The 24,791-nt window shown below is 71.3% G+C and carries 26 protein-coding genes; 16 read left to right on the top strand and 10 right to left on the bottom strand.

All coding sequences use genetic code 11. The annotated features are described in order from the left end of the window. Positions 1–102 precede the first annotated feature (102 nt). From ACFVHK_RS09265 to ACFVHK_RS09250, 4 genes are read left to right on the top strand one after another with little or no spacing between them, the layout of a single operon-like run. Positions 103–450 (top strand): PadR family transcriptional regulator, encoded by a 348-nt coding sequence (locus ACFVHK_RS09265; protein WP_376928562.1) that lies wholly within the window; start codon positions 103–105, stop codon positions 448–450. A 2-nt stretch (positions 451–452) separates the two neighbouring features. Beyond that, positions 453–827, top strand: coding sequence for a DUF1048 domain-containing protein (locus ACFVHK_RS09260; protein ID WP_129233690.1), 375 nt, complete (start codon positions 453–455; stop codon positions 825–827). Next, positions 824–1,648 (top strand): ABC transporter ATP-binding protein, encoded by an 825-nt coding sequence (locus ACFVHK_RS09255; RefSeq protein WP_376928561.1) that lies wholly within the window; start codon positions 824–826, stop codon positions 1,646–1,648. The genes ACFVHK_RS09260 and ACFVHK_RS09255 overlap by 4 nt, the downstream gene beginning before the upstream one ends. Then, on the top strand, positions 1,645–2,409 hold the full coding sequence (locus ACFVHK_RS09250) for an ABC transporter permease (protein ID WP_376928560.1): 765 nt from the start codon (positions 1,645–1,647) through the stop codon (positions 2,407–2,409). Before ACFVHK_RS09255 ends, ACFVHK_RS09250 begins: the two co-directional genes overlap by 4 nt. A gap of 103 nt (positions 2,410–2,512) precedes the next feature. Here the strand turns inward: ACFVHK_RS09250 and ACFVHK_RS09245 are convergent, their stop codons facing one another. From ACFVHK_RS09245 to ACFVHK_RS09235, 3 genes are read right to left on the bottom strand one after another with little or no spacing between them, the layout of a single operon-like run. After that, a complete protein-coding gene (locus ACFVHK_RS09245; protein WP_376928559.1) occupies positions 2,513–3,373 on the bottom strand; it encodes a DUF6999 family protein in 861 nt (286 codons plus the stop codon). 1 nt (position 3,374) lies between these two features. Beyond that, a complete protein-coding gene (locus tag ACFVHK_RS09240) occupies positions 3,375–4,094 on the bottom strand; it encodes an iron-containing redox enzyme family protein (RefSeq protein ID WP_376928558.1) in 720 nt (239 codons plus the stop codon). Then, positions 4,091–5,233, bottom strand: a complete 1,143-nt coding sequence (locus ACFVHK_RS09235) for a 3-oxoacyl-[acyl-carrier-protein] synthase III C-terminal domain-containing protein (protein WP_376928557.1) — start codon at positions 5,231–5,233, stop codon at positions 4,091–4,093. The genes ACFVHK_RS09240 and ACFVHK_RS09235 overlap by 4 nt, the downstream gene beginning before the upstream one ends. Before the next feature lie 142 nt (positions 5,234–5,375). Here ACFVHK_RS09235 and ACFVHK_RS09230 point away from each other — a divergent pair, with 142 nt between their 5' ends. From ACFVHK_RS09230 to ACFVHK_RS09220, 3 genes are all read left to right on the top strand, one after another. After that, a complete protein-coding gene (locus ACFVHK_RS09230) occupies positions 5,376–5,762 on the top strand; it encodes a PPOX class F420-dependent oxidoreductase (RefSeq protein WP_129233679.1) in 387 nt (128 codons plus the stop codon). An 87-nt stretch (positions 5,763–5,849) separates the two neighbouring features. After that, positions 5,850–6,335: a MarR family winged helix-turn-helix transcriptional regulator gene (locus ACFVHK_RS09225; RefSeq protein WP_376928556.1), complete on the top strand. Its 486-nt coding sequence runs from the start codon at positions 5,850–5,852 to the stop codon at positions 6,333–6,335. Between the two features lie 63 nt (positions 6,336–6,398). Then, positions 6,399–7,376 (top strand): zinc-binding dehydrogenase, encoded by a 978-nt coding sequence (locus ACFVHK_RS09220; protein WP_376928555.1) that lies wholly within the window; start codon positions 6,399–6,401, stop codon positions 7,374–7,376. Positions 7,377–7,400: 24 nt separating this feature from the next. On the opposite strand, the gene ACFVHK_RS09215 is transcribed toward ACFVHK_RS09220, so the two are convergent. Then, positions 7,401–8,246 carry an aldo/keto reductase gene (locus tag ACFVHK_RS09215; protein WP_376928554.1) on the bottom strand — a complete coding sequence of 282 codons (846 nt, stop codon included), beginning with the start codon at positions 8,244–8,246 and terminating at the stop codon, positions 7,401–7,403. A 118-nt stretch (positions 8,247–8,364) separates the two neighbouring features. Between ACFVHK_RS09215 and ACFVHK_RS09210 the strand changes: the two genes are divergently transcribed. Further along, a complete protein-coding gene (locus ACFVHK_RS09210; RefSeq protein ID WP_376928553.1) occupies positions 8,365–8,526 on the top strand; it encodes a hypothetical protein in 162 nt (53 codons plus the stop codon). Positions 8,527–8,723: 197 nt separating this feature from the next. Further along, positions 8,724–9,626, top strand: coding sequence for a right-handed parallel beta-helix repeat-containing protein (locus tag ACFVHK_RS09205; RefSeq protein ID WP_376928552.1), 903 nt, complete (start codon positions 8,724–8,726; stop codon positions 9,624–9,626). 78 nt (positions 9,627–9,704) lie between these two features. Here ACFVHK_RS09205 and ACFVHK_RS09200 read toward each other — a convergent pair whose 3' ends face one another. Continuing rightward, the gene (locus ACFVHK_RS09200) at positions 9,705–10,631 is read right to left on the bottom strand and encodes a LysR family transcriptional regulator (RefSeq protein ID WP_376928551.1); all 927 of its coding nucleotides are present in this window, start codon (positions 10,629–10,631) and stop codon (positions 9,705–9,707) included. 93 nt (positions 10,632–10,724) lie between these two features. Between ACFVHK_RS09200 and ACFVHK_RS09195 the strand changes: the two genes are divergently transcribed. Next, complete coding sequence (locus tag ACFVHK_RS09195) at positions 10,725–12,473, top strand: L-aspartate oxidase (RefSeq protein ID WP_376928550.1); 1,749 nt, start codon at positions 10,725–10,727, stop codon at positions 12,471–12,473. A gap of 40 nt (positions 12,474–12,513) precedes the next feature. Further along, the gene (locus ACFVHK_RS09190) at positions 12,514–13,377 is read left to right on the top strand and encodes an alpha/beta fold hydrolase (protein WP_376928549.1); all 864 of its coding nucleotides are present in this window, start codon (positions 12,514–12,516) and stop codon (positions 13,375–13,377) included. 16 nt (positions 13,378–13,393) lie between these two features. Here ACFVHK_RS09190 and ACFVHK_RS09185 read toward each other — a convergent pair whose 3' ends face one another. Then, positions 13,394–13,609 carry a hypothetical protein gene (locus ACFVHK_RS09185; protein ID WP_376928548.1) on the bottom strand — a complete coding sequence of 72 codons (216 nt, stop codon included), beginning with the start codon at positions 13,607–13,609 and terminating at the stop codon, positions 13,394–13,396. Positions 13,610–13,880: 271 nt separating this feature from the next. On the opposite strand from ACFVHK_RS09185, the gene ACFVHK_RS09180 reads away from it, so the two are divergent. Further along, the gene (locus ACFVHK_RS09180; RefSeq protein WP_376928547.1) at positions 13,881–15,377 is read left to right on the top strand and encodes a PxKF domain-containing protein; all 1,497 of its coding nucleotides are present in this window, start codon (positions 13,881–13,883) and stop codon (positions 15,375–15,377) included. A 63-nt stretch (positions 15,378–15,440) separates the two neighbouring features. Here the strand turns inward: ACFVHK_RS09180 and ACFVHK_RS09175 are convergent, their stop codons facing one another. Both ACFVHK_RS09175 and ACFVHK_RS09170 read right to left on the bottom strand, forming a co-directional pair. Further along, positions 15,441–16,082, bottom strand: coding sequence for a response regulator (locus ACFVHK_RS09175; RefSeq protein WP_376928546.1), 642 nt, complete (start codon positions 16,080–16,082; stop codon positions 15,441–15,443). Next, the gene (locus ACFVHK_RS09170; protein ID WP_376928545.1) at positions 16,076–17,437 is read right to left on the bottom strand and encodes a sensor histidine kinase; all 1,362 of its coding nucleotides are present in this window, start codon (positions 17,435–17,437) and stop codon (positions 16,076–16,078) included. The genes ACFVHK_RS09175 and ACFVHK_RS09170 overlap by 7 nt, the downstream gene beginning before the upstream one ends. 245 nt (positions 17,438–17,682) lie before the next feature. Between ACFVHK_RS09170 and ACFVHK_RS09165 the strand changes: the two genes are divergently transcribed. After that, positions 17,683–18,090, top strand: coding sequence for a VOC family protein (locus ACFVHK_RS09165; RefSeq protein WP_376928544.1), 408 nt, complete (start codon positions 17,683–17,685; stop codon positions 18,088–18,090). A 247-nt stretch (positions 18,091–18,337) separates the two neighbouring features. Here ACFVHK_RS09165 and ACFVHK_RS09160 read toward each other — a convergent pair whose 3' ends face one another. Beyond that, positions 18,338–19,204, bottom strand: a complete 867-nt coding sequence (locus ACFVHK_RS09160; protein ID WP_376928543.1) for an AraC family transcriptional regulator — start codon at positions 19,202–19,204, stop codon at positions 18,338–18,340. Positions 19,205–19,332: 128 nt separating this feature from the next. On the opposite strand from ACFVHK_RS09160, the gene ACFVHK_RS09155 reads away from it, so the two are divergent. Further along, on the top strand, positions 19,333–20,358 hold the full coding sequence (locus ACFVHK_RS09155) for an LLM class flavin-dependent oxidoreductase (RefSeq protein WP_376928542.1): 1,026 nt from the start codon (positions 19,333–19,335) through the stop codon (positions 20,356–20,358). A 65-nt stretch (positions 20,359–20,423) separates the two neighbouring features. Here the strand turns inward: ACFVHK_RS09155 and ACFVHK_RS09150 are convergent, their stop codons facing one another. After that, on the bottom strand, positions 20,424–21,464 hold the full coding sequence (locus tag ACFVHK_RS09150) for a LacI family DNA-binding transcriptional regulator (protein ID WP_376928541.1): 1,041 nt from the start codon (positions 21,462–21,464) through the stop codon (positions 20,424–20,426). A gap of 159 nt (positions 21,465–21,623) precedes the next feature. Between ACFVHK_RS09150 and ACFVHK_RS09145 the strand changes: the two genes are divergently transcribed. Both ACFVHK_RS09145 and ACFVHK_RS09140 read left to right on the top strand, forming a co-directional pair. After that, positions 21,624–23,138 carry an APC family permease gene (locus ACFVHK_RS09145; RefSeq protein ID WP_376928540.1) on the top strand — a complete coding sequence of 505 codons (1,515 nt, stop codon included), beginning with the start codon at positions 21,624–21,626 and terminating at the stop codon, positions 23,136–23,138. Beyond that, positions 23,135–24,769 (top strand): amidohydrolase, encoded by a 1,635-nt coding sequence (locus tag ACFVHK_RS09140; protein WP_376928539.1) that lies wholly within the window; start codon positions 23,135–23,137, stop codon positions 24,767–24,769. The genes ACFVHK_RS09145 and ACFVHK_RS09140 overlap by 4 nt, the downstream gene beginning before the upstream one ends. Positions 24,770–24,791 lie beyond the last annotated feature (22 nt).

Below are 24,791 nucleotides of genomic sequence, written 5' to 3'. Positions count from 1 at the left end.
GAGGCATCCGTCGCCCGATTCGGTATTCAGTGTTGCTATCTACCGGTACTCGTGCTTACTATGTACCGGTACTCAGCAACACTGAATAGTCGAGGAGGCCCGATGGGCAGGCAGGCGACCGAGATGCTGAAGGGCACGCTCGAGGGCATCGTGCTCGCGATCCTGTCCGGCCGGCCCGCCTACGGCTACGAGATCACCGCGTGGCTGCGCGAACAGGGGTTCACCGACATCGCCGAGGGCACCATCTACGCCCTGCTCGTGCGCATCGAGCAGCGCGGTCTCGTCGACGTCGAGAAGGTCCCGTCGGAGAAGGGGCCACCGCGCAAGGTGTACTCCCTCAACGCGCGCGGGCGCGACTCGCTCGACGAGTTCTGGAGGACCTGGAGCTTCCTCGCCGCACGAATCGAACAGCTCCACGACATCGGACCGCTCCAGGAGGAGGAGAAGTGAACATGGCCGCGAAGTGGATCGAAGCCCTGACGGGCTCCCTCGAGCAGAAGAAGCAGTACCGCCAGTACAAGGCGCGCATCGCCGCCCTTCCCGAGCCGTACGCCGGGGCCGCGAAGGCGTTCGAGCGGTACTTCATGTACTACGGCGGCATCACCGACGGCGACACGCTCGTCACCATGCTCGGCGACTTCGCCGACCTCTTCGAGCGCGCCGCCATCGACGGCACGCCGGTCGGCGAGCTCGTCGGCGACGACCCCGTGGGCTTCGCCGAGAGCTTCACCCAGGCCTATGGCGGAGCGCAGTGGATCGACAAGGAACGCGCTCGCCTGGCCAAGGCGATCGACGACGCCAGGCGCGACGAGGAGGAACCGCGATGACCGCCGCAGCGCCCGCCGCGGCCGCCGCGCCCGCCATCAGCGTGCGGGGCATCGAGAAGTCCTTCGCGGACGTCCACGTGCTGCGCGGCGTCGACCTCGACGTCTCGCAGGGCAGCATCTTCGCCCTGCTCGGCTCGAACGGTGCGGGCAAGACCACGCTCGTGAACATCCTGTCGACGCTGCTGAAGGCCGACGCCGGCGCCGCGACCGTGCACGGGTTCGACGTCGCGGCCGATGCCGGCGACGTCCGCCGCTCGATCAGCCTGACCGGGCAGTTCGCCGCGGTCGACGAGGTGCTCACGGGCCGCGAGAACCTCATGCTCGTCGCCCGGCTGCGTCACCTGAAGGATCCCGGGCGCATCGCCGACGACCTGCTCGCCCGGTTCTCGCTCAGCGAGGCCGGCGACCGTCGGGCGGCGACCTACTCCGGCGGCATGCGGCGACGGCTCGACATCGCGATGAGCCTCATCGGCGATCCGCCGGTCATCTTCCTCGACGAGCCGACCACCGGCCTCGACCCGCAGGCGCGCATCGAAGTCTGGCAGACGGTGAAGGCGCTCGCCGACAGCGGCACGACCGTGCTGCTCACCACGCAGTACCTCGACGAGGCCGAGCAGCTCGCCGACCGGATCGCGATCCTCCACGAGGGCGTGATCATCCGGAGCGGCACCCTCGCCGAGCTCAAGCGACTGCTCCCGGCCGCGAAGGTCGAGTACGTCGAGAAGCAGCCGAGCCTCGAGGAGGTCTTCCTCGCCCTGGTCGGGGAACCGGCCCGGGGCGAGGCGACCGCCGCCGAGCCCACCCGGAAGGAGTCGCGATGACCACCCACGTCCTCAGCGACACGCGCGTCCTCACGGCACGCTCGCTGACGCACATCGTCCGCAGCCCCGACACGATCATCACCACGGCGGTCACGCCGATCGTGCTGATGCTGCTGTTCGTGTACGTGTTCGGGGGCGCGATCGACACCGGGAGCACCGAGTCGTACATCGACTACATGCTCCCCGGCATCCTGCTCATCACGATCGCCTCCGGCGTCGCCTACACGGCGTACCGCCTGTTCCTCGACCTGCAGGGCGGCATCTTCCAGCGGTTCCAGTCGATGCCGATCGCGAGGTCGAGCGTGCTCTGGGGGCACGTGCTCACCTCGCTCGTCGCCAACCTCGTGTCGGTCGCGATCGTCGTCGGGGTCGCCTTCGTGATGGGGTTCCGCACCGGGGCGTCCGTCGGCGCGTGGCTCGCCGTGATCGGGATCCTGGTCCTCTTCACGCTCGCCCTGACCTGGATCGCCGTGATCGCCGGCCTCTCGGCCAAGACCGTCGACGGCGCGAGCGCCTTCAGCTACCCGCTGATCTTCCTGCCGTTCGTCAGCTCGGCGTTCGTGCCGACCGACTCGATGCCCGGGCCGGTCGCCTGGTTCGCCGAGAACCAGCCCGTGACCTCGATCGTCGACACGACCCGGGCGCTGTTCGCCGGCGAGCCCGTCGGCGCCGACATCTGGGTCGCGCTCGCCTGGCTCGTCGGCATCATGGCGGTCGCGTTCGGATTCGCCATGCGCATCTACCGGCGCAGGGCGTCGTAGGCCCGCATGAAGCTGCGAGCGGATGCCCCGGGGCTCGAGCCCCCGGGGCATCCGTCGTCTGCGCAGCGCGCCCGACCCGTCGTATGCCGGGCGCCGGTGGCCGTCAGTCGAACGCGACGTCGGTGTCGCGCGGGTACGCGCCGCCTGCGAGCTTCACGAGCCTGGCGTGCGCGTACTCGCACACGAGCGCGTGCCGGTAGACCATGCGCGGCACGTCGACGTTGGAGTCCATCCAGAGGCTCATGCCCGCGAGCTTCCAGTGGCGGAACGTGTCGTCGTCGGTGATCAGCGCGAGGATCTCGAGGAACGAGTCGTCGAAGCGGATGGAGTGCACCGCACGCCGGTACTCCTCGACCGTGAGCGCCATCGAGAACGGGATGTTCATGAAGCAGAGCGCGGTCTGGATGTCGAGGCGGAGGACGCGTCGGCGGCGGCGCTCCGCGTCGAGCGGCGGCACGTCGAGTTGGGAGAAGTCGAGGGTCTCGGGGCGGGTGACCTTCACGTCGTCGAGGGCGATGAGCACGTCGTAGACGTTGACGTCGTGCTCGACGACCGCCTGGTCGCCGAGCCCGGACAGCTTCTCGGGCCGGAGCGTCACGGGCTCCATGTCGACGGGCGTGTTCCGGATGATGAAGTTCACGAGGTTGGTCTCGACCACGAAGTGGCGGATCAGCAGGTCGACGGCGTCGGGCGACACGAACCGCCGGAGGAACCACACGCAGAGCACGTCCATGGTGTGCAGCGGCATCCACCGGAACGGCAGCACGCGCTTGACGATCGAGATCAGGGCGACGAGCACGCGCGAGACGACGCGCGCGATCGGGTACAGCCAGCGCCGCGAGAGCCGCCGCTGGTCGTTGATGATCTGGCGCACGAGCGCGCGGTCGAGCGGCACCGACGGGTCGGCGTACACCGCCTGCCACATGCTCGGGTCGGAGCGGACGTACTCGGGGACCTTCGGCACGTCAGCCGTCCAGTTCCTCGAGCTGCAGCGCGTACAGCCGCGCGACGACCTGGGCGCACCGCACGATCTCGTCGGCGGCCGCCTCGTCGATGATCCCGGAGTCGAGGATCGCCTGCAGGTCGCCGGTGTGCGCCCCGTCTGCCTCCTGGTGGTACGTCATGAAGTGCACCTGGTTGTCGGCGAGCCCGAGCACCTCCTGGAACCGCGCGGCCCAGCCCGCGGCGCGCTTCGCTCCGAGCCCCTCGATGATGAACATCGCGCCGAGGAGTCCGACCGGGTTCGGCCGGTCGGCGTAGGTGAACATGTAGCCCGAGAGCGCCTCGGAGCCGAGGTTCTTGCGGCCGGCGCGCAGCTCGTCGAGCGACCCGCCGATCGCGACGTAGTCGCGCTCGAGCATGAGGTAGTCGCGATGCTCCTCCTCGGCGTGCTTGATCGCCGCCGCGCGCAGCGTGAAGTGGTCGATGTCGAAGTTGGAGGCCGCGCGGCTGATCCACGGCGACCCGTCGACGACCTGCTGCCGCAGGTTGAAGAGCAGCCGCCGGTAGTCGTCGATCGTCACCGTGCCCTCGGCGAGCGCGCGGAGGATCGGTACCCGGTCCAGGCGCTCCTCGAGTTCGGCCCACACCTCGGCGAGCCGTTCGGAGAGCGCGGCGGGTTCGGCGGGCGACGCCGCGCCCGCGGCATCCGTCATCGTGGCCGTCGCGGCGGTGTCGGTCGTCATGTCGGGGCTCCTTGCTGATCGGGTGGGGCGACCACGGTGAGATGGGCGAAGGCGAACGAGAACCGGCCCGACTCGGGGACGGCGAGGAGGATGGTCTCGCCGGGCGAGAAGCGGCCCGTGCGCCACGCCTCCTCGAGGGCGATGAAGATGCTCGCCGCGCCCGTGTTGCCGCACGTCTCGAGGTTCGAGAACCACCGGTCGGTGTCGAGCGTCGGGATCCGCTTGCGGAGCCCGTCGAACGCGAGGTCGCGGAACGCGTTGGTGCTGTAGTGGCAGACGACGTGGTCGAGGTGGCTGACATCGACGAGTCCGATGTCCACCAGCTGCTCGAACTCGCGGAGGCCGGCGCCCGCGAGGTCGTCGAGGACGCTCACGTCCTGTCGGAGCACGAACATGCCGGATGCCTCGGCGTCGCCGATGCCGACGTCCTGCCAGGTGCGCCCGACCTCGGGTTCGAGCCCGTCCATCCCGGCGCGCATGCACACGTCGTGCTCGTGGGCGAGGGAGACGTGCCGCACCCAGTCGACGCGGAGCGACGGCCGCGAGGGGTGCGGCTGGAACTCGACGACCACGGCGCCCGCGCCGTCGGAGAGCATCCAGCGGAGGAAGTGCGAGTCCATGCCCGCGCGGATGCCGTCGAAGCGGCGCTGACGGAGGCTGCGGCTCGCCAGCTCCGACCCGACGACCGCGACCCGCGGGTGCTCGCCGAGCTTGACCTTGCCCACCGCCGCATCGAGCGCCTGCAGGCTCGACGCGCAGACGCCCGACGCCGAGAGCAGCTGCATCGGCCCGCCGCCAAGCCGGCCGTGCACCATCGAGGCGAAGCCGGGGACGAGCACGTCGCCGATGGTCGTCGCGGTCGCCAGCATGCGCAGGTCGTCGGGGCGGATGCCGCGGTCGTCGAGTGCCGCGCGGAGCGCCTTGACCGCGAGCTCCTCGTTGAGCTCGGTCGGCTCGCCGCGCTCGTCGAGCGCGTAGTGGCGCTGCCGGATGCCGTTCTGGTCGAGGATCATGCCGCGGATGCGCGCGGTGACCGGATCGTCGCCGCCGAGCCGCGCCACGATGCCGTCGTTGTCGACCGGATCCCCCGGCAGGTACCGGCCGAAGCCGGTCAGGTACGCAGACGCCGTCGTGCCCATGGGATGACAGTAGGGCACGGGGGTGCCACGGCCGTGGCACCCGTCCGCGGCACATCCGCGACGGGATTCCACCGGCGCCGCGGATGAGAGACTGATGCGGCGAGGACCCCCGACCGCCGTGAAGCATGGAGTACCAGACCGGATGATCACCGACGCCGCACGCGAGCTCCTGGGCGAGCGCCACCTCGCGACGCTCTCGACGCTGGGCCGCGACGGCCGAATCCACTCGGTTCCGGTCGGGATCACCTACCTCGATGGGATCGTCCGCGTGATCGGCAGCAGCGGATCGCAGAAGTTCCTCAACGCCGAGCGGAGCGGCCGCGCGAGCGTGAACACGGTCGACGGTGCGAGGTGGATCAGCTTCGAGGGCCCGGTCCGCATCCTGTCGGACCCCGAGTCGGTCGCGTTGGCGGTCGAGCTCTACGCGGCGCGATACCGGCAGCCGCGGCCGAATCCGAAGCGCGTCGTCCTCGAGCTGACGGTCGAGCGCGTGCTCGGGTCGAGCGGCATGCGACCCGACGCCGGCTGACCGCCGGGCCGCGGTCCGGACGGCGACGCACGCGACATCCGCCGCATTCGAGTTGTACACAATTCGATTGTGTGCAATGCTTCTCCGATGGTCGTGACGGATGAGATGGTGTGCTTCTCGCTGTACGCCGCCTCCCGGGCGACGACGCAGCTGTACCGCACGCTCCTCGAGCCGTGGGGCCTGACCTACCCGCAGTACCTGGTGCTCGTCGCGCTCTGGCGTGAAGGCGAGCAGACCGTCTCGTCGCTCGGCGACCTGCTCCAGCTCGACTCCGGAACGCTCTCGCCGCTCCTGCGCCGCATGGAGCAGTCGGGTCTCGTCGTCCGGGCCCGCAGCGCGCAGGACGAGCGCGTGGTCACGGTCTCCCTCGGTGAGCGCGGCACCGCGCTGCGCGCCGAACTGGCCCACCTGCCGTCGCGGATCGCCGAGGCGGCGGGTGTGCGCGAGGGCGACGCGGAATCGCTGATCGGCACGCTCCAGCGGGTCACCGCATCGATGCACGCGGCCGCGACATCCGCTCACGTGCCCGCCACGACCGAATCGGATGGCGCGCCGGCCGCGACCACGCGCTGACCGTCGCCATCCGATCCCGGCCATCCTGGCCGTTCCCCTGTACGCAACGAAAGGAGCCGCGTCATGCGCGCCCTCATCCACTCCACCTTCGGCGCCCCCGAGACCGTGCTCGCGGTCGAGGAGCGTCCGCTGCCCGAGCCCGGCCCGGGCCAGGTCCGCGTCCGCACCCTGCGCGCGACGATCCACAACCACGACCTGTGGACCGTCCGCGGCACCTACGGATTCAAGCCCGAGCTTCCGGCCCGTGCGGGCACCGAAGCCGTCGGCGTCGTGGATGCGCTGGGCGACGGCGTGACCGGCCTCGATGTCGGCCAGCGCGTCGTCACCGGCGGCACGTTCGGCGTCTGGGCCGAGTACTTCGTCGCCGGCGCGGCGGGGCTCATCCCGGTCCCGGACGGGCTGCCCGACGAGGCGGCGGCCCAGCTCGTCTCGATGCCGTTCAGCGCGGTCAGCCTGCTGCACTCCCTCGACCTGAAGCCGGGCGACTGGATGGTGCAGAACGCGGCGAACGGCGCAGTGGGCCGCATGGTCGCCCAGATCGGGGCCGCACGCGGCATCAACGTCATCGGGCTCGTGCGGCGGGCCGAGGGCGTCGCCGAGCTCCGCGACCAGGGCATCTCGAACGTCGTGTCGACCGAGGCCGACGGATGGCGCGACGAGGTCGCCGCCCTCACGGGCGATGCGCCGATCGTGGCGGGCGTCGACTCCGTCGGCGGCGACGCGTCGGCCGACGTGGTGTCGCTGCTCGCCGATGGGGGCACCCTCGTGGTGTTCGGCGCGATGCATTCCCCCGACATGCGCGTCCCGTCCGGCGACGTCATCTTCAAGCAGCTGACCATCCGGGGCTTCTGGGGCAGCCGCGTGAGCCGCGACATGGACCCCGAGACCAGGTCGATGCTCTTCACGCAGCTCATGGGGCACGTGCTCGCCGGCGAGCTCACACTGCCGGTCGCCGGCACGTACGCGCTCGACGACATCGCCGAGGCCGTGGCGGCGAGCACGACCGCCGGCCGGGTCGGCAAGGTGCTGCTCCGGCCGTAGCCTCCCGCCGGAGCCGGGGCGCCGCTAGACGGCGACGCCGCGCGCCCGGAGGTCGCCGACGAACGCCGCGCGCAGCTCGTCGTCGACGGCGAGGTCGACGGCGGCCAGCGAATCGAGGACCGAGTCGATGCGGGTCGAGCCGATGACCGGCCAGGCGCCCGGCATCGCGTCGAGCATCGCCGCGAGTGCGGCCCGATGCGCCGAGACGCCCCGGTCGCGTGCGATCGCCGCGACATGCGGCACGTGCGTCGCGAGCGGGTCGGCCTTCGGCCCGCCGAACGGCGCATAGGCGAGGAACGGGATGCCGGCGTCACGGCAGTAGCGGTACTCGGTCGCCTCGTCGATGCCGAGCGCGAACCGGTTCTCGACGGCGTCGAGCGACGTGATCGAACGAGCTCGGTCGAGCTGCTCGACCGTCGCGTTCGACAGGCCGATCGTCTGCACGACGCCCTCGTCGCGGAGTGCCGCGAGCTCACGGACCGAGGCGTCGAGGTCGTCGACCCGGTCGGTGCGGTGCAGGAGCAGCAACGACGGCGGAGCCCCGAGCACCTCGCGGCTGCGGAACGCGTCGGCCCGGACGCGCTCCGCACTGGTGTCGGAGTCCCACGCGGCCCGGCCTAGCCGGAAGTGCCCGGCCTTGGTGATGATCGGGATGCCCGGCGCCTGCACGCGGGCGGCCTGCGCGATCCGCTCCCCCGCCGCATCGTCGTCGATCGTGGCATAGGCGCGAGCGGTGTCGATCGCGGCCACCCCGGCGTCGACGGCCGCACGCACGACCGCGAGCGCCCCGTCGATCGTGGCGCCCTCCTTCAGCACGAGGGAGGCGACGCCGAGCACGATGCCCGGAGTCGGCAACGCGAACCCGGTCACGCGATGCCTCGCTGCGATGCGGATGCCACGCCCGTAACCTACCCCGAACCGGCGACCCGTCGGGAAGGTCGGCGATGCGCTCGCCGACTTCGGCTCGCCGGTCGGCAACGGCCGCTCGGTGGCCGCGTCGGGCGCGTCCGCGTCATCGTCGGATGTCGCGGGCTACTCGGTCGTCGAAGCGGCGGATGCCGACGCGGCCGTCGCCCTCATGGACGGCCACCCGCACCTGAAGATCGGCACCATCGAGGTGCTGGAGGCGCTCGAGATCCCCGGCATGTGAACGCGGGCGCGGCGGGCGCCCGCACTGACCCATCGACTCGGGAGACACTGCCGCGCACCCCCAGTACGCGGCGCATTCGCCCGCGGCGCGGTCGATGCGCTTGACCGCCCTGATCAGCACTTCTAGCGTTGGCCTCGCGACCCGGCCGGGCCGTACCGAACGCCGTCGGTGCTGACGGCGAGGGGAAGAGGTCCGCAATGTCCATCCTCACACGCAGGGCCGCCGCCGCGGCATCCGCCCTGGCTCTCGCCGCGACCGCGGCACTCGTCGGAAGCGCGCCCGCATCGGCGCTCGACGGGCCGGAATGCGGCGACGTCATCATGGTCGACACCGTGCTGACCGCCGACCTCGTCTGCGACGACTCCTCCGACGGGCTCGTCATCGGGGCCGACGGCGTCACCCTCGACCTCGGCGGTCACGCCATCTCGGGTCCCGGAGCGTACGCGACACCGTGGGCCGCCGTCCGCGCGGCAGGCCGCACCGGCGTCACGGTGACCCACGGCACGGTGACCGGATTCCAGGCGGGCGTCGTCCTCGACCAGTCGTGGGGAGCCACCGTGAGCAAGCTCACCGTCTCTGCCAACGACCAGGGCGTCAACCTCGCCGGTGGCGGCCAGCACCTCGTCGCGAAGAACACCGTCTCGGCGAACGGTCGCGACGGCGTGCGCCTCGGCCTGAGCACAGGCAACACCGTCACGCAGAACACCGTCGACGGCAACACGTGGGGCATCTCGGTCGCCGACGGATCGCAGGACAACGCGGTGTCGCGCAACGTCGTGACCGGCTCGAGCCAGCACGGACTCGCGGCCTTCGGGTGGGCGACCGGCACGTCGTTCACGCAGAACCGCGTGAGCGCCAGCTGGAGCGACGGCATCGTCGTGAGGAACGAGACGTCCGGGACGACGCTCTCGCAGAACGCGAGCTGGGCGAACGGCGGCGCGGGGCTCCTCGTGGCGAACAGCCTCGTCGTGAAGAACACCGCGGTGGACAACGCGGGCCAGGGCATCGTGGCCGTCGCCTCGACCGACGGCGGAGGCAACAAGGCCGCGGGCAACCTCACGGAGCCGCAGTGCTCGGGCGTGACCTGCACCGCGCCGTGACCGCCGATCGCTGATCGCCGATCAGCAGCGGATGCCGCGGGGTTCGCCCCGCGGCATCCGCTCTGTCCACTGCAATGGTCAGGTCGCCACCCGCATGGTCTCCCCCGCTCGTGCCGCGAACGCCGTCGCCTCCGCCGCGATCGTCCGCCGCATGACCTCGACGGCCGCGGTCGCTGCGACGTCGGCCGGCCGCGCCAGGCTGATCGTGCGGTCGAGTGCGCGCTCACCGAGCCGCACCGAGCGCAGCTCGGGCCGGTCGATGAGCACGAGCGCCGGAACGATCGCGACGCCGAGCCCGCGCTCGACGAACCGCAGCACCGCGTCCATCTCGGCACCCTCGAGCACGACGTCCGGTTCGAGCGACGCCACCCGGAACGCGGCATCCGTCGCGGCCCGCAGGTCGTAGGTCGAACTGAAGACGACCTGCGGCAGCCGCGCGACCTCCGTGAGCGAGATCGTGTCGCGGTCGGTGACCGGCGGTGCGGCAGCGGATGACACGACGACGAGCTCCTCGACGAGCAACGGGGTCACCGTGAATCGGCCCGGGGCCGTGGCATCCGTCGTCGTCACGAGCGCGAGGTCGAGCTCGCCGCCGGCGAGCTCGTCGAGCAGCCGTCGCGAGCCCTGCTCCGAGAGGTGCAGCTCGATGGCCGGGTGCTCGGCGTGGAAGGTGCTGAGCACCTCTGCGACGAGGCTGATGCAGAGCGTGGGTGTCGCGCCGAGCCGCACGCGGCCGCGCTCGAGGCCCGCGAGTTCGGCGAGTTCGCGTCGCACCGACTCGGCGTCGGCGAGCATGCGCCGGGCGAGCGGGAGCAGGGACTCCCCCGCGACAGTCAGCGTCGAGCCGCCGCGGGCGCGGTGGAAGAGCTCGCTACCCAGGTCCTGCTCGAGCGCCGCGATCTGGCGGCTCAGCGAGGGCTGGGCGAGGTAGAGCTCCTCGGCGGCGCGCGTGAAGTTGCCGAACCGCGCGACCTCGACGAACGACCGGAGCTGCTCGAGGTTCATGGCGGTAGCGTACATGTTCGATAGCGCGAGTGCATCGTATTCAGTCGGAAGATGCATTGGACGCATCCGTGCCGCGAACCTACCGTGGAACGCATGACCACCGCAGCCAGCACCGCTTCCGAGCGCCAGATCTCCACGACCGTCCTCGTCATCGGCACGGGCGGGTCGGGCCTGCGCGCCGCCATCGAACTCGCCGAGGCCGGCGTCGACGTGCTCGCGCTGGGCAAGCGCGCGAAGTCCGACGCGCACACCTCGCTCGCGGCCGGCGGCATCAACGCGGCCCTCGGCACCATGGACGCCGACGACAGCTGGCAGCAGCACGCCGCCGACACCTTGAAGGAGAGCTACCTCCTCGCCGACCCGCGCACGGTCGAGACCGTGACCAAGGGCGCGGCCCGCGGCATCCTGGACCTCGAGCGGTACGGCATGCCGTTCGCCCGCGAGGAGGACGGGCGCATCTCGCAGCGCTTCTTCGGCGCGCACACCTTCCGCCGCACCGCGTTCGCGGGCGACTACACGGGCCTCGAGATCCAGCGCACGCTCGTGAACCGGGCCGCGCAGCTCGGCGTGCCGATCCTCGACACGGTCTACGTCACGCGCATCCTCGTGAACGACGACGGCGCGGTCTTCGGCGCCTACGGCTTCGACCTCGAGGACGGCACCCGCTACCTCATCCACGCCGACGCGGTCGTCCTCGCCGCCGGCGGCCACAACCGCATCTGGCGGCGCACGTCGTCGCGCCGCGACGAGAACACCGGCGACTCGTGGCGCCTCGCCGTCGAGGCCGGTGGACGGGTGCGCGACCCCGAGCTCGTGCAGTTCCACCCGTCGGGCATCCTCGAGCCCGAGAACGCCGCCGGCACCCTCATCAGCGAGGCGGCCCGCGGCGAGGGCGGCATCCTCACCAACGCCCTCGGCGAGCGCTTCATGGCGAAGTACGACCCGGAGCGGATGGAGCTCTCCACGCGCGACCGCGTCGCGCTCGCCGCCTACACCGAGATCAAGGAGGGCCGCGGCACCCCCAATGGCGGTGTCTGGCTGGATGTCTCGCACCTGCCCCGCGAGACGATCATGCAGCGCCTCCCCCGCGTGTACCAGACCATGCTCGAGCTGCAGATGCGCGACATCACGAAGGAGCCCATCGAGATCGCGCCCACCGCCCACTACTCGATGGGCGGCGTCTGGGTGCGGCCCGACGACCACGGCACCGACGTGCCGGGCCTCTACGCGATCGGCGAGGCCTCCTCCGGCCTGCACGGCGCGAACCGCCTCGGCGGCAACTCGCTCATCGAGCTGCTCGTGTTCGGCCGCATCGTCGGCCAGGCCGCGGCGGGGTACTCGCGCGGGCTCACCGCGCAGCAGCGCTCGGCGGCCGCGGTGCGGGCGGCGCGCGCCGAGATCGACGACCTGCTGGCAGCGGATGGCCCGGAGAACGTCCGCGCACTGCAGCGCGCCATCCGGAACACCATGACCGAGCACGCCGGCGTGGTCCGCGACGAACAGGGCCTGCTCACCGGCCTCGCCGAGCTCGACGCGATCGAGGCCCGCATGGCCGACATCGGCGTGCACCCCGACCTCGCCGGCTACCAGGACCTCGCGCACGCGTTCGACCTCAAGTCGGCGGCGCTCGCCGCCCGCGCGACCCTCGAGGCCGCCCTCGAACGACGCGAGACCCGCGGATGCCACAACCGCTCCGACTACCCCGAGACGGATGCCGACCTGCAGGTCAACCTCGTCTGGTCCCCGACCACGGGCGTGACCCGCGAGTCGATCCCCCCGATCCCGGAGGAGATCGCGGCGCTCATGCGCGAAGTGTCGACGGTCGGCAAGCTCGTCGAGTAGCCCGCTCCGCGCCCGTGGGCCGCCACTAGCATGGGGAACCGTGAACGCGCGCCCGGGTGTCGACGGCCCGTTCGACCGCGAGCGCGTCACCGGCGCGACCCCATCGGGCATCACGTTCGATCGCATCGCGACCCCGGGCACACCCATCGTGCTGATCCACGCCGGCATCGCCGATCGGCGCATGTGGGACCCCCAGTGGGCGCACCTCGAGTCCGTGCGCCCAGCGGTGCGCCTCGACCTGCGCGGGTTCGGCTCGACCACGACCGAGCCTGACGCCGAATGGTCGCACGTCGCAGACGTGCTCGAGACGCTCCGTCATCTCGGGATCGAACGCTGCCACCTGGTCGGGGCGTCGTTCGGAGCCGGGGTCGCGGTCGAAGTGGCCCTGACCGCTTCAGAGCTCGTCGAGTCGCTGCTCCTGTGCCCGCCCGGCGGGAGCCTGCTCGCCACCCTGACCCCCGACCTCAGGGCCTTCGTCGACGCGGAGGAGCACGCGCTCGCCCGTGGAGACCTCGACGCGGCGGTCGAGGCGAACATCGACGCCTGGGTCGTCGGCTCCGGGCGCGAGGTCACCGAGGTCGACCCGGACGTCATCGGAGCGGTGCGGACCATGCAGCGCCGGACGTTCGACATCGCCGCATCATGGCAGGGCAACGCGTCCGAGGTGGAACTCGAACCGCCGGCACTCGATCGCCTGTCGGAGCTGACCACTCGAACGCTGGTGCTGGTCGGCGGCCACGATCTCGAGACGACGCAGGACGCCGCGGGTCGCGTGATCGCGGGCATCGCCGGCGCCCGGCGCATCGACTGGCCCGATGTCGCGCATCTCCCGTCGCTCGAGCAGCCGCAGCGGTTCCTCGACGTCCTGATGGACTGGACCTCGCCCGCTGCGGCCGAGCGCTGATCGATCCGCTCGGTGCTCAGCCGGCCGCCCGTTCGATGAGCGCCCGCACGTCGGGAACGAGCTGCTCGACCGGACCTTCGACCTGCAGGCCCGGCGCGACGACTCCGATCGACAGGACGCTCACGGCGGCGGGCTCCGCGCCGAGGTCGCGCCGCCAGCCCGCGATCTGCTCCGCCGACGCGACGAACACGATCCGGCCGACGTCGACCCACGCATGCGCCGCCGAGCACATCGGGCAGTGCGCGCCCGATGTGGAGACCGTCGCCTCGGCCCGCCCTCGTCGGAGGTGGATCAGGTCGGACTCCGAGGCGGGTCATGGATCTCAGCTCGGCCTACTGCCCTGCCCCCCGTTCGGGTCCATGTTCAGGGATTTGAACGCGCGACCTGTTCCAGGGGCGTGCGGCGATCCATACCGTCGAATGGACGGCCGCTCCGGCATGGGGCTCGCCGGACGGACCAGAGAGCAGAACGAGCCCATGAATCGAAGCCTGAAGCGCGCTGGCATGACCACCGCGGGCGCCCTCCTCACCATCGCCGCTGTCTTCGGCAGCAGCCTCGTGGCCCACGCCGACACGATCGCCGATTCGATCGAGGCGACGGATGCCCCGCTGACGCTCGTCGCCGGAAGCTCTGCGACGCAGAGTGCCCAAATCCGTCTCATCGGGAACAGCGCGGGAGGCGGGGGCGGCATGGGAGGCGACCCAGATTCCGGCTGCAATATCGACAGCGGGGACGCTCCGCTCAAGCTCGACATCGTCACTCCCGCGGGCATCACCGCGAACCCGGATCCGCTCGAGATCACGGACTGCGGCGTCGACTTCACCGTCACGTTCTCCGCCGCGTCGAACGCAGTCAGCGGCAACGCCACGGCGACGATCATCTCCGGACCCGCCGGGGGCGGGCTGTACCACAACCTGGTGTCGATCCCGATCGTGGTGACCCAGTCGCAGCCGACCAACACGAAGCCGACCGTCGTGGTCCAAGGCGTCTCGGCGCAGGAGTACGAGATCGGCTCGGTGCCGGCGGCCACGTGTGCGGTGACGGACGCCGAGGACGGCCCGAGTTCGTTCCCCGCGACCCTCTCGAACACGCTGGTGCACGGCATCGGCACGCAGACCGCCACCTGCGACTACACCGACCTCGGCGGGCTCGCCGCTGACACGGCCTCGGTGACCTACACCGTCGTCGACACCGGCGCGCCGACCATCGGACACGTGCTCGACCCCGCCGCCGCCAACGCGAACGGCTGGTACAAGACGCCGGTGAGCGTGACGTTCTCCTGCGACGACGGCACCGGGTCCGGCATCCAGTCCTGCGGGCCGAACGCCGTCGTGCTCGAGGGTGCGAACCAGACGGTCACGGGCACGGCGGTCGACTGGGCCGGCAACACCGCCACCGACACGGTCTCGGGCCTCAACGTCGACCTGACGAAGCCGCAGGTCGGGTTCGCGGGCGGGTTCGGCTCGTCCTACTACTTCGGCCAGGTGCCGGCCGTCCCGGCCTGCGACGGATCCGACGCGCTCTCGGGTCTCGCCTCGTGCGTCGTCACCGGGTACAGCCCGGCCGTCGGATCGCACACCCTGACCGCGACCGCGACCGACAGGGCGGGCAACGTGGCGACGGCGGAACTCTCGTACACGGTCCTGAGCTGGACGCTCGCCGGCTTCACCGCCCCGGTCGACATGGGCCGCACCTGGAACACGGTCAAGGGCGGGAGCACGGTGCCGCTGAAGTTCGAGGTGTTCGCCGGCGCCACGGAGCTCACCGACACCGCAGTGGTCGACCGGTTCACCGCGACGCCGACGCTCTGCCCCGGCGCCGATGCCCTGACTGATGCGATCGAGTTCACGACCACCGGCGGCACCGCGCTGCGGTACGACGCCACCGGCGGCCAGTTCGTCCAGAACTGGGCGACCCCGAAGAAGCCCGGCGCCTGCTACCTGGTCACCATGACCACCAAGGACGGATCCTCCATCACCGCGGGCTTCATGCTGAAGTAGGTCGCGTCGCACCTGCCCCCACGATCGATGGCCCCGGAGACGCCTCCGGGGCCATCGGCGTCGCTACTCCTCGAGCAGGCGGAACGCGCTCGCGCGGTCGGTGACCGCCAGCTTCCGCAGGACGGACGACACGTGCACGCGCACCGTCGTCGGCGACAGGAACAGCCGGGCCGCGACGTCGTCGGTGCTCTCGCCCCGCCGGAGCAGGTCCATGACCTCCCACTCCCGAGTGCTCAGCTTCGACGCGGCCGCGGAGCCCCGTCCGAACCGGCGTCGCGCAGGGCCACGGAACTCGTCGAGGATCCGCGCCACCAGGGCCGGCGGCATCGCCGCCTCGCCCGCCAGGACGCCGCGGAGGGTGTCGGAGAGCGACTGCGGCGCGGCATCCTTCAGCAGGTACCCGGCCGCGCCGGCCCGCAGCGAGTCGAACAGGTCGTCGTCCTCGCGCGACTGGGTCAGCATGACGATCGCCGTGGTCGGGACTGCGCGGCTGATCGCCTCGGCGGCGCGGATGCCGTTGCCGGGCATGTGGATGTCGAGGAGCGCCACATCGGGACGGTGCTCGATCACGAGCTCGACGGCCTCGTCGGCGGTGGCGGCGTCGCCGACGACGCGGCATCCGCCCGATTCGAGCCCCCGGCGCACGACGGACCGCATCGCCGCATGGTCGTCGGCGAGCACGACGGTGATCGACTCGGCTACCACGTCACGATCACCGTGCTTCCCTCACCGGGGGCGGACTCGATCCGCATCGACCCGGGCAGGCCCTTCGCCCGGTCGCGCATGCTGACCAGCCCGTACCCGCCCGACGACGCGCCCGCGTCGACCGCGAAGCCCGCACCGTCGTCCTCGATGGTGAGCCGCCGCGCGCCGTCGGTTCCGACCAGGCGCACGCGCACGAGTCGCGCGTCGCCGTGGCGCACGGCGTTGACCACGGCCTCGCGCATGATCCGCACGAGCGCGTGCCGCTGGTCGCGGTCGGCTGCGATCGAGTCGTCCACGTCGACCTCCAGGCGCACGTCGTAACGGGCGGCGAGCTCGCGCGCCGCACGGTGGAGCACGTACCCGAGCGGCTCGTCGTCCACGCTGCCGAGTGCACTCACCGCGGCCCTCGCCTCGTCGAGCGCGCGCACCGCGGCATCCGTGATCTGCTTCTTCGACGCGGCCGCATCGGGCAGCATCGCCGACTCGACGCGGATGTACGCGAGCTCCTGCATCACGCCGTCGTGCAGCTCACGTGCGAGGCGGCGGCGGTCCTCGACGACCGCGACCTGGGTCTGCGCGATCCAGTACAGCTGCAGTTCCCGGAGCGCGCCCACGAGCAGCAGGACGTAGCAGGCGGTGCGCAGCACGTCGCCCGTGTAGAGCCAGTCGGTGTAGAGCGACGGGTAGAGCAGGTAGTTCAGCCGCGCGAACCCGGCCAGCGTCGCTGCCGGCGCGAGCCACCGCAGGAGCTCGTCGTTCCGGCGCGCCGTTTGCCGCGCCACGATGATCGAGGCGACGAGGAAGGAGATCGCCCCGATCGCCTGCCCGGTGAGCAGCAGCGGATGCCCCGCCAGGACGGGCGCCACCGCGGAGTTCGCGGAGAAGTCATCGCCCAGCGCGACCGGCAGTCCGCTGGACGCCGCCCACCCGGCCGCGGCGACGACGAGGATCAGGAGCACGGGCGCCGCGAGCGACCAGGAGCGGAGCCGTCGCGGGCCGAGGCGGTCCCCGGCGAGCGCGGCGGCGAGCACCAGCACCGCCCCGATGACCCGCACGGTCAGCGGCACCCAGACGTTCAGGCGTCCGTCGCGGATGCCGGCGACGTCCTCGATCAGGTAGGTGACGATGAGCCCCGCCAGGCCGAGCAGCACGAGCCCCTCGCACAGCAGCCAGTCCTGCAGCCGGCGCCGGCGCACGAAGCGGTTGTGCAGCAGGTAGGCCACGAGCAGCGCCACGAAGCCGTCGATCGAGTCGAGCACGAGATGCAGCGACCGGTTCGGGAACCCGAACGCGACGTACGGGCTCCACAGCAGCGTCGCCGTGATCAGGATGCAGAACACCCACGTCGCGATCATCAGCCACGACCAGGCGCGCGGATGCGACCGACCAGGTGCCGTCGGCGATCCGGCGCTCGACGCGCCGCCGTCGGCCCCTGCTGGGCGCGACGCGAACGGACGCGAAGCCGTCGTCCCGACGTCGTCACTCACGAACACAACCCCCGGTGCGCTCAGCGCGGCCGCCGCGCCGCTCAGTGGGGCGAGTCTACTGGGCAGGGCCTCCGGGGAAGCGGGCGCGACTCGCGCCTCGTTAGGCTGGCCGGATGGCCCTTTTCGACCACGTCAGCATCAGCGTCGAGGACCTCTCCCGTTCGCTCGCTCAGTTCGATCCCGTGATGACGGCCCTCGGCTGCACGCGGCTCGACGCCGACAACGGGGTGTCCTGGTACAGGGGCAGGGAGGAGCTGGTCCTGCTCCCTGCCCGGGAGCGCGGCACTGGGCCGCACCGGCACGGCCGGGTCGGCTGGCAGCACCTCGCGTTCGCCGTGGACTCGCGCGACGAGGTCGATCGACTGCACGCGATCGCGATGGACGCCGGGTGGACGGCCGTCCGCGACCCCAAGCCCTACCCGCGCTTCAACGACCGCTACTACGCGTCGTTCGTCGAGGACGACAACGGGATCCGCTTCGAGTTCATGCACAACCCGCCGCGGGACGAGGCGACGGGCTGAATCCCGCCGGCCCAGGAGGTCGCACGGCGGATCCTCATCCTTGCGGACGTGGCCTGCTGCTCGGACATCGGTGACGCGACGCCCGCCCCAAGCCTCCTGGATCGTGCTCACCCCGGTCGTTCGCGCGGTCGCCGCAGCGCGTCGCAGTGGGCATGCGTACGGGCCGCGCGAGTCGGAACTCGACCGCGCCCAGCGGGCACGCACCACTGCGCGCGGCCGCGCCATCCGCACCGCCCCTCGGTTCTCGTCAGGCCCGCTCGACCGGCAACCACAGTTCGGTGGTCGCGGTGCTGAAGTCCTCGGCACGCTCGAGCACGGCGACCATCGACGGGCCGGGTCGGAGCCGCCACGGGTTCGACGGGAACCAGTCCGCGGCCGTCGCCGCCCACGTCGCCTGCAGTGCCTCCGGATACGGGCCGGACGAGCGGAACACCGCCCATGCGCCCGCCGGCACCTCGATGGCATCGAGGTCGTCGGGCAAAGCGGTGCCCTCGTCGACGGCGACGCCGTGCAGGTACGTCAGCTCGCTGCCCTCGGCGTAGTCGGGGTCGACGTCGTCGCTGACCTGCAGCAGCCCCGCCGGTTCGGTATCGCCCAGCGCCTTCAGTCGCAGGTGCTCCTCCGGCGAGAGGGAGGCGATGTGCGCCTGGATGTGCGGGTTCGGTCCGTCGTGGATGAGCGGCACGCGCGCGGCGTGGCCCACGAGTCGGAAGGCCGGTCGGTCGACGATGCGAGTGTCCATGGTGGTGTTCCCTTCGATGGTCAGGCGGAACCTGAGCTGCGGTTGACTGCGAAGGGGGCCGCCGTCTCGGCGCACGTCACCGGGGCCGACGCCGTGCACCGCGCGGAACGCGCGAGTGAAGGCCTCGGTCGACCCGTACCCGAAGCGCACCGCGACATCCAGCAGGTCGCGGCCCTCGAGCACGTCGGATGCCGCGACGGTCATCCGCCGCCGCCGGATGTACTCCGACAACGGCATGCCGGCGAGCGACGAGAACATCCGGCGCAGGTGGTACTCCGTCGTGCCGACGTCGCTCGCCACGCCGCCGAGGTCGATCTCGCCGGTGAGGTGCTCCTCGACGACCTCGACGAGCCGGTTCAACGCTCCGATCACGGCGACCCCCTTTCGACCTCCAGCCTGCTCATCGCGCAGGGAACGGACCCGACTATCGTGGTCCGATTCGATCGCGCCCGCCGACCCCACGACGGAATGCCTCGCCGCGCCCAGCGTTGGATCCCTGTATGAAGCGCATCGGTTTCCTCTCGTTCGGCCACTGGTCGAACTCCCCCGGCTCGAAGACGCGATCGGCGTCCGACGTGCTGCTCCAGTCGATCGACCTCGCGGTCGCGGCCGAGGAGGTCGGTGCCGACGGCGCCTACTTCCGCGTGCACCACTACGCGAACCAGCTCGCCAGCCCGTTCCCCCTCCTCGCGGCGGCGGGGGCGAAGACGAGTCGCATCGAGCTCGGCACGGGCGTGATCGACATGCGCTACGAGAACCCGCTGTACATGGCCGAGGATGCCGGCGCGGCCGACCTGATCGCGGGCGGCCGGCTGCAGCTCGGCGTCTCGCGCGGGTCACCCGAGCAGGTGATCGAGGGCTACCGCTACTTCGGCTACGAAGCGCCCGAGGGCTCGACCATGGCCGACGTCGCACGCAACAACACCGGGGTGTTCCTGAAGGTCATCGACGGCGCACGGTTCGCCGAACCGAACCCGCGCCCCATGTTCCCGAACCCGCACCCGGGGCCGCTCGGCATCCAGCCGCAGTCGCCCGGCCTGCGCGACCGCATCTGGTGGGGCGCCGGGTCCGACTCGACCGCCGTGTGGGCGGCCGAGCAGGGCATGAACCTCATGAGCTCGACGCTCAAGGAGGATGAATCGGGCGAGCCCTTCCACGTGCAGCAGCGCAAGCAGATCGAGGCGTACCGCGCCGCCTGGGCCGAGGCCGGGCACGAGCGCGAGCCGCGCGTCTCGGTGAGCCGCTCGATCTTCGCCATCGTGAACGACATGGACCGCGCCTACTTCGGCGGCGGCCAGCGCGACGAGTCCGACCAGTTCGGCGTGATCGACGACTTCCGCGCCGTCTTCGGCCGCAGCTACGCCGCCGAACCCGATGTGCTCATCGAGCAGCTGCGCGAGGACGAGGCGATCGCCGCCGCCGACACCCTGCTGCTCACGGTGCCCAACCAGCTCGGCGTCGACTACAACGCGCACGTGCTCGAGTCGCTCCTGACGCACGTGGCGCCGGCGCTCGGGTGGCGGTGAGCGGCGGCCGTCAGGGAACCTGATCGGCGGCGGCGACGGCCGGCCGCGCGCGGCCGGCCCACGGGTCACCGCCCGGCGGCGTCCCCGCGCTGCCGGGTCGAGCCGCGCTCGTGGTACGCGAGGTCGAACGTCTCGACGATGGTCGCCACCGCACCCGCCTCCGCCGCGGGCGGGGCCCCCTCGAGCAGCGAGACCAGCAGGTCACCGGCGCGGCGACCGGCCTCGCGGGGCCGCAGGTCCAGGGCGCTGATGGGCGGCTGCACGATCGGCAGCGTCGCGCCGTCGACGTAGGAGACGATCTGGATGTCGTCCGGCACGGCGTGGCCGAGTTCCTGCAGGGTCGAGAGGATGCCGACGCCGAGGCCGTCGGGCACGCAGACGATGGCGTCGACGTCGGGTCGGGCCGCCATGAGCCCGTCGACGATGCGGCGCAGCTCGGTCGCGCTCGGCACGCCGACGAGGGGCAGGAACGAGAGCTCGACCGCCTGCTCCTCGGACCAGGCGGCTGCGGCCTCGTGCACGGCCTGCACCCACATCTGGTCGATGTCGGGGATGAGGACCACGATCGAGGCGGCGCCGCCGTCGCGCAGCCGGTCGAGGAGCAGTCGGGTCGCGGCGGCGTGGTCGGCCATCACCGAGGCGGTCGGTTCCGGCATGCCGGGCGGTACGAGTTCCGAGGTGACGACCGGCTTCCCGGTGGTGAGGATGGCGCGGGCGAGCGTGTCCTGGCTGTCGACGTCGGCCATCACGAAGCCGTCGACGTGCAGGCTGCGTGCCCGCTCGGGAGGGAAGTCCCCGGGGATCAGCGAGACGGTGAGCTCGCGGTCGTTGGTCGCCTCGACCACGCCGAAGGTGAAGTTCATGTAGTAGTCCATGAAGCGCAGGCCCTGCGGCAACCAGAGGCCGATCGAGCCGGCGCGCGCGCGGCGGAGGTTCCTCGCGGCGCTGTTCGTGGTGAAGTTCAGCTCCGCGGCCACCGCGGCGACTCGAGCACGCGTCTCAGCCGAGACGCGACCCCCGCCGGAGAGCGCCCGCGAGGCGGTTCCCCGGGAGACTCCCGAGCGGTCGGCGACATCCTGCAGCGTCGGCGGGCGTGTGGCGACCATCGGATGCCTCCCCTCCTCGGTCGATCCTAACGATCGATCCCACGGCGAGGACAAATTTGCACAATCGATTGTGCATTTGCCGGAAGTGATGCAGACTCGGCTCATTCACCCCGCATCGTCCCGACGCGTTCGGGTCGGCATTCAACGAAGGAGTTGCTCGTGACGCTGGATTCGTCCCTCCTCGACGACACCCCCAAGACCGGCGGGCTCAAGGCCGCCGCACTCGGAACATGGGGCGTCGTCTTCCTCGTCATCTCGGCCGCCGCGCCGCTCAGCGTGCTCGCGGGCGTCGGACCGCTCGCCGTGCTCATCGGCGGCGTCTCCGCGCCGCTCGTCTACGCGATCGCCGGCGTGGTCCTCGCCGTGTTCTCGATCGGCTTCCTCTTCACCGCCCGCAACCTCAAGCCCATGGGCGGCTTCTACACCTACATCGCCGTCGGCCTCGGCAAGGTCGTCGGCCTCGGAGCCGGGTTCCTCGCGTGGGCGTCGTACAACCTGCTGCAGATCGGGTTGTGGGGCCTCTTCGGCGTCATGGCCGAGGGCATGCTGGCGCAGGTCTTCGGCATCCAGATGCCCTGGTACGTCGTGGCGGTCATCGGCGCGGTGCTCGTGTTCGGCCTCGCGGCCGCAGGGGTGGATGTCGGTGCCCGAGTGCTCGGCGTCCTGCTGGTGCTCGAGACGATCCTGCTTGCGATCCTGGCCTTCGGGATCCTGAGCCAGCGCGCCGGGGACCTCGGGTTCGCGACCTTCGCGCCGGAGAACGTGTTCACGCCGAGCATGTTCGCCATCCTCGGCTTCGGGTTCGCCGCATTCATGGGCTTCGAGTCGACCGTGCTGTACCGCAACGAGACCCGCAACCCCACTCGCACCATCCCGCGCGCGACGTACATCGCGGTGGCGTTCCTGGCGCTGTTCTACACCGGCACGCTGTGGCTCGTCATCCAGGCCTTCGGCGACGCTGCGGTGCAGGGCGTCATCGCCGAAGACCCGGCCGCCTTCTTCTTCATCGCCATGGGACAGTACGTGGGCGAGTGGGGCGTCGCGGTGATGTTCGTGCTGATCGTGTCGAGCATCTTCGCCGGGCAGCTCGCCTTCCACAATGCGATCAACCGGTACAGCTTCGCGCTCTCTCGCGACGGCATCCTGCCGCCCCTGTTCAAGCGCACGAACCGCGCGGGTTCGCCCTGGGTCGCGGGCCTGATCCAGTCCGTCGTCGCGATCGCGGTCGTGATCGCGTTCGGAGCAGCCGGCCTCGACCCGCTCACGCAGCTGCTCATCCTCGTGAACTCGCCCGGCGTGTACGGCATCATCACGCTGCAGCTGCTGGCCTCCATCGCGGTGCTGATCTTCATCCTGAAGAACCGCCAGTTGGAGCGGAAGTGGTACGTGCTGCCGGCGGCGATCTTCTCGATCGTGTCGATGACCGGGCTGCTCGCCGTGCTCGTGGCGACGATCGACTACCTCACCGCGGCGGGCCCCGCCATCAACGCGATCATCCTCGCGGTCGTGCCGCTCATCCTCGTCGGGGGCGCCGTCTACGCCATGGTGCTCCGGTCGAACCGCCCGGAGGTCTACGCCCGCATCGGCGGCGCGGAGCAGCCGGGCGGCGAGCCGGCAGGTGCCGACGAAGCCGGCGCGCAGCCGGTCGGCAGCGAGCACGTCGAGGCGCGATGAGCACCGCCACGACCGCAGACCTCGTCATCCTGGGCGGCCGCGTCATCACCATGACCGGCGAGCCCCCCGCGCCTGAGGAGACGAGCGGCGTCGCGGTCGCCGATGGCCGGGTCACCGGCATCGGCGGCCGCGAGAGCCTCGAGCGTTTCATCGGCGAGACCACAACGGTGATCGACCTGCCCGGTGGGGTCATCATGCCGGGCTTCGTCGACAGCCACATCCACCCCGTGCTCGGCTTGGACCTCACGCGCGGCGCCGACCTCTCCGGTTGCCGAACCCTCGACGACGTCCGGGCCCGCCTCGCCGCCGAGCTCGACACGCTCCGCGACGACGACTGGCTCCTCGGCTGGGGGCTCGACCCGAATGCGTTCGAGGGTCGCGAGATCACAGGCCGCGTGCTCGACGAGATCGCCGGCGACCGCCCCGCGTTCATCCGGATGTTCGACGCACACGCCGCCGTGGCATCCGCTCGGGCCCTCGAGCTGGCCGGCGTCGACGGCGGCGAGCGGTTCACCGACGGTTCGCGAGTCGTGACGGATGCCGCGGGCCGGCCGACCGGGTACCTGCTCGAGATGCAGGCGCTCGGGCTGGTCCTGCCGCTGATCCCCGAGCTCACCTTCGAGCAGAAGGCCGACGAGCTCTACGAGGTGCTCGCGCGGATGGCGCGTGCCGGGTTCACGTCAGGTCAGGTGCAGGATCTCGCGCCCGACGCGATCGAGCTGCTGCAGCACCTCGAGCGGACTCGCGAGCTGCCGATCCGCCTGCGGATGTCGCCGTGGTTCGAGCCCGGCACCGCGGTCGAGGAGGTCGACCGCCTCGCAGCGCTCCAGGGGCGCCGCGGGCGCCGGTGGGTCGTCGAGGGCGTGAAGCTCATGATCGACGGCACCGTCGACAACGGCACGGCGTGGTTGCACGAGCCCGACTGCTTCGGCGAGTCGACGGCATCCCTGTGGCTCGAGCCCGAGCAGTACCGCGAGGCACTCACCGAGCTCGACCGCCGCGGCATCCCGACCACCACCCACGCGATCGGCGACGCGGGCATCGACTTCGTCGCGCGCGCGATCGCGAGGCTGCCCCACCGCAACGCGACGCACCGCATCGAGCACATCGAGACCATGACGGATGACACGCTCGAGCTCTTCCGCTCGGCCGGCATCATGGCGAGCATGCAGCCGACCCACTGCACGCTCTACACGAAGGCCGACGGCAGCGACAACTGGTCCATCCGGCTCGGCGAGGAGCGCGCGGGTCGCGGGTTCCGCACCGGTGACCTCGTTCGGGCCGGGGTGCCGCTCGCACTCGGGTCGGACTGGCCGGTCGCGCCGTGCGACGCGGTCGGCATCCTCGCCGACGCCGTGCTTCGGCGTCCGCACGACGACCCCGCCGCGACGCCCGTGCGCCCGGACCAGGCGCTCGACGCGCTCGACGCGCTGCGCGGATTCACCACCCACCCGTACACGACCGTCGGGCAGCGCGGCGGAGTGCTCGAGGTCGGCGCCGTCGCCGACCTCACCGTCCTCGACCGCGACCCGCTGGCCGTCTCGGCGGAGGAGCTGGGTCGCGCCGAGGTGCTGCTCACGCTCGTCGACGGGCGCGTGGTCACCGAGCGGGAGTCGGTACCGGTGGACTGAGCGCATCTCGGTGAGCGTCGAC

The organism is Agromyces binzhouensis, assembly GCF_042672355.1.
Classification (GTDB): Bacteria; Actinomycetota; Actinomycetes; order Actinomycetales; family Microbacteriaceae; genus Agromyces; species Agromyces binzhouensis.
Note: the sequence above shows the minus strand (reverse complement) of the source record. Positions and strands in the feature narration are given on the sequence as shown.